The sequence below is a fragment of the Nitrospira sp. BLG_2 genome (assembly GCF_049222245.1).
Genome location: NZ_JBLYIG010000235.1, coordinates 1 through 4366, shown reverse-complemented (window position 1 = coordinate 4366; position 4366 = coordinate 1). Strand labels below are relative to the sequence as shown.

The 4366-nt window shown below is 54.9% G+C and carries 4 protein-coding genes; 3 read left to right on the top strand and 1 reads right to left on the bottom strand.

Annotated features, from left to right (window positions below):
- Positions 1-98 precede the first annotated feature (98 nt).
- Complete coding sequence (uvrB, locus tag ACOSYY_RS06585) at positions 99-2096, top strand: excinuclease ABC subunit UvrB (protein WP_421661470.1); 1998 nt, start codon at positions 99-101, stop codon at positions 2094-2096.
- A 132-nt stretch (positions 2097-2228) separates the two neighbouring features.
- On the opposite strand, the gene ACOSYY_RS06580 is transcribed toward uvrB, so the two are convergent.
- Positions 2229-2489 carry a DUF4321 domain-containing protein gene (locus ACOSYY_RS06580; protein ID WP_421661469.1) on the bottom strand — a complete coding sequence of 87 codons (261 nt, stop codon included), beginning with the start codon at positions 2487-2489 and terminating at the stop codon, positions 2229-2231.
- A gap of 232 nt (positions 2490-2721) precedes the next feature.
- On the opposite strand from ACOSYY_RS06580, the gene ffh reads away from it, so the two are divergent.
- Positions 2722-4068 carry a signal recognition particle protein gene (gene ffh / locus ACOSYY_RS06575; RefSeq protein WP_421661468.1) on the top strand — a complete coding sequence of 449 codons (1347 nt, stop codon included), beginning with the start codon at positions 2722-2724 and terminating at the stop codon, positions 4066-4068.
- A gap of 100 nt (positions 4069-4168) precedes the next feature.
- Positions 4169-4366: 30S ribosomal protein S16 (rpsP, locus tag ACOSYY_RS06570; RefSeq protein WP_421661467.1), on the top strand; the 198-nt coding region annotated here is incomplete at its 3' end.

Sequence of the window (4366 nt, the reverse complement as noted above, 5' to 3'; positions counted from 1 at the left end):
GAGTTTCCGGCGGCCCTTTTTTCTTTCCGAATCGCGACGTCAGGGGTCATCGATGTCCATCTGGAGTTCTGTCCACCTTGTTTCACCGGGAGAGGACCGTGCCACCCTTTAAGTTAGAGGCTCCATTTCAAGCCTGCGGGGATCAGCCGGAAGCCATCGCAAGATTGACCGCTGGAGTGCAGTCCGGGACGAGGCACCAAGTATTGCTCGGAGTGACGGGGTCCGGCAAGACCTTCACGATGGCGAATCTCATCGAACGTGTCCAGAAGCCGACGCTCGTGTTGGTGCACAACAAGACGTTGGCCGGCCAACTCTATCAAGAGTTCAAGCAGTTTTTCCCCCGCAACGCTGTCGAATACTTCGTGAGCTATTACGACTATTACCAACCGGAGGCGTATATCCCGCAGAGCGACACGTATATCGCGAAGGATGCCTCGATCAACGATGCCATTGATCAGATGCGCCACTCCGCCACGACCGAGCTGTTGCAGCGAAACGATGTGCTGATCGTATCCTCGGTGTCCTGTATCTATGGGCTGGGGTCACCGGAGGTCTACCATGACATGCTCATTTATTTGGAGGAGGGCGTCGAAACGAGGCGAGAGAAGATATTATCGAAACTGGTGGAGATTCAATACGAGCGCAATGATGTGGATTTTCATCGGGGGACGTTCCGGGCGCGTGGAGACGTGATCGAGATTTTTCCTGCCTCGTCTGAGGCCAAGTCGGTGCGCATCGAGCTGTTCGGAGATGTTGTGGATGCCATTCATGAAATCGATCCACTCACCGGGAAATCATTGGCCAGGCTTCCCAAGATCGCCATCTATCCGAACACCCATTATCTCATTGCTCCCGATCGCTATGAGCGCGCCATCACCGGCATCGAGGAAGAATTGGAGGAACACTTGGCCTTGTTCAGGAAGACGGGTCGGCTGCTGGAGGCGCAACGGCTCGAACAGCGCACCAAGTTTGATCTGGAGATGATCCGAGCCATGGGGTATTGCCATGGGATCGAAAATTACTCGCGTCACCTCAGCGGGCGGAGGTCGGGTGAGCCGCCTCCCACATTATTGGATTATTTTCCGAAGGATTTTCTGTTGATCGTCGATGAATCGCACGCGACCGTGCCGCAAGTCGGTGGGATGTATGAGGGAGATTATTCCAGAAAACGGACGTTGGTGGAGTATGGATTTCGACTCCCGTCGGCGGTCGACAACCGTCCATTGAAGTTTTCCGAGTTCGAGAGTTGCCTCAATCAGTTGGTGTATGTGTCCGCGACACCCGGTAGCTACGAGCTGGAGCATGCCGGCCGTAATGTGGTCGAGCAGATCGTTCGACCGACGGGTCTCATGGACCCGCCGATCGATATTGTGCCGGCCAAAGGGCAGGTGGACCACCTGCTTGGCCAGGTGCGCGCGGAAGTGGCCAAGGGGGGGCGAGTCCTGGTTACGACCTTGACGAAGCGCATGGCGGAAGATTTGACCGAGTATTATCACGACCTGGGCATCAAAGTGCGCTATCTGCATTCGGACATTAAAACCCTTGAGCGAGCCGAAATCGTCCGCGATCTCCGGTGCGGGACGTTTGACGTGCTGGTCGGAATCAATTTATTGCGTGAAGGGCTCGATCTCCCCGAAGTGAGTCTGGTGGCCATTCTTGATGCCGATAAGGAAGGGTATCTGCGCTCGTACCGCGCGCTGATTCAAACGGCCGGACGAGCCGCACGCAATCTTGAAGGACGGGTCATTTTCTACGGGGATAGCGTGACGGATTCGATGAAGCAGGCGATCGAGGAAACGAACCGCCGCCGCGGGATCCAAGCCGAGTATAACCGCGTCAATGGGATTATTCCGGTCGGTATTACGAAAGGTATTCCTTCCCTTGAGTATGCGGTGGCCGACATGGACTATGTCCGATTGGATCTCGCAGCTGAATCGATCGAGTCATACGGGAGTTCGGAATCAACGGATCAGCTCATCGAACGACTGGAGTCGGAAATGAAAGCTGCCGCCAAAGAGCTGGCGTTCGAGCGGGCCGCGGAGCTGCGCAATCAAATTCGATCGCTCCGGCTTCAAGCGTTGAACGCGAAGTCCTAAGGAATCGAAGGAGTATGGTAGCGTGATCCTCTGAGGTTCACTTTGCACCGGATATAGGTCCGGCACGCTTGAATCCCGGCGAGGTGGTGAGCTGCAGTGTCAGGAAAAGGAAGTCGGCCAATGTTTCAGATGCTAGACGTGTTTGTAAAGGTAGATCCCGATGAACATCCCCAGGATGCTCAGAATGTTCACTTTAATATTGAACCCAAAGACCAGTTTGAGCAGGACAAGGTCGATGGTGAGCGGCGGATTGATGCCAGGATTAAAGTGCGTTGCGAAAATGCTTTGAATGGTGCCTTGAGGTGCCATCACGTGGAGAATCTCCCCAAGTATCCCTCCAAGGAGCCCTCCGATCAACACGAAGATGAGCAAAACCCAGGGCGATTTTCTCACGCGGCCATTCTACTTTCTTTATAACTTTCCGTACAGCGGTTCTGGTGGCTGAAAGGCACCATATCCGATGGTTTTCGGCATGTCAATAAAACTACTGACCTTGGGATGACCTTGACTTGCCCTGCTTGGTCCGATACACTCCCCGGTGCTCTTTTCCAAGGATTTTCGAGGCGATCGGAGGTCTGGTGCAAGGCTTCGATGGCCTTTTTCTTTTTTGTGGTGATGGGGCGTCATGCTCGATGCGCTGAGCGATAAGTTTGAGAAAATTCTGAAGAAGCTTCGAGGGCAGGGTGTGCTCACGGAGCAGAATATCACGGAAGCGCTGAAAGATGTCCGGTTTGCGCTTCTCGAAGCAGACGTCAACTTTAAGATCGTCAAGGAGTTCATCGATCGCGTCCGTCAAAAGGCCGTGGGTCAGGAAGTCCTGCAGAGTCTGACTCCCGGGCATCAGGTCGTCAAAGTCGTCTGGGATGAGCTGAAGGCGATGATGGGGCATGAGCGGGCGGGATTGGCCCTGAGCTCAAAGCCGCCGACCATTCTGATGATGGTTGGACTGCAAGGAGCCGGAAAGACGACTGCCAGCGGCAAGCTCGCGCGTCTGTTTAAAAATCAAGGCAAGCGAGTGCTGTTGGTTGCAGCCGATCCACGTCGTCCTGCAGCCGGCGAGCAACTGAGTGCTCTCGGTCGGGATCTCGGAGTAGAGGTTCATCGTGTGGATCTCGTTGAAGCTTCCCAATCGGATGTCGTGCATATCTGTCGAGAAGGGGTAGCGCGGGGGCGCGATCAAGGTTTTGATCTCATCATTCTGGATACCGGCGGTCGGTTGCATATCGATGACGAGTTAATGGACGAACTCGTCGCCGTGAAAACAGCCGTGTCTCCTCAAGAAGTGCTGTTAGTTGCCGACGCGATGACTGGGCAGGACGCGGTTACGATGGCCGGCCACTTCGATCAAAAGGTCGGTTTGACCGGAATTATTCTAACCAAAGTTGAAGGGGATGCACGCGGAGGGGCGATCTTGTCGATTCGGGCCGCAACCGGCAAGCCCATCAAGTTTCTCGGTGTCGGGGAAAAGCTGGATGCGCTGGAGCCGTTTCATCCGGACCGAATGGCTTCCCGTATTCTTGGGATGGGCGATGTGCTGTCGCTCATTGAGAAAGCCCAAGAAAGTATTACTCGCGAGCAAGCGGAAGAAGCTCAGAAGCGGCTCACCAGCAATACCTTCACGTTGGAAGATTTTCGGACCCAGCTCGGCCAAATGAACCGCATGGGCTCGTTTGAGCAGATTCTTGGCATGCTCCCCGGCGGGCAAAAACTCAAGCAAACGATCGAAGGCGACAAGCCGGAGCGAGAGATCGGTCGTGTGGTCGCCGTGATCGACTCAATGACACCCCGGGAACGTCGGGATCATACGATCATCAATGGAAGCCGGAAGAAGCGGATCGCTCGTGGCAGCGGCACGACGGTGCAGGATGTGAATCGTCTCATCAAGCAGTTCCTGTCCGCAAAGAAGTTGGCAAAGGCAATGACCGGTGCAGGAGGGCGTCGACAGCTCGCCCAACTCATGCGATCGATGTGATGCAATAGGTGAAGGTCAAGGTTGAGGCCGAGATTGAAAGCGGCTCCTCTCCTAAGCCTCAGCCTTAACCTCAACCGCATTTTTCACAAGGAGGACAGTTGTGGCTGTACATTTGAGACTGGCTCGAACGGGAAGACACAAACGACCGATGTATCGTGTGGTGGCCGCTGATTCACGAAAAGCGCGCGACGGCCGGTTCCTGGAGATTCTTGGAATTTTTGATCCGTTGAAAGAAGCCGGTGTGCCGGAGTTGAAGCAGGAACGTGTGCTGACCTGGCTGAGGCACGGCGCTCAACCT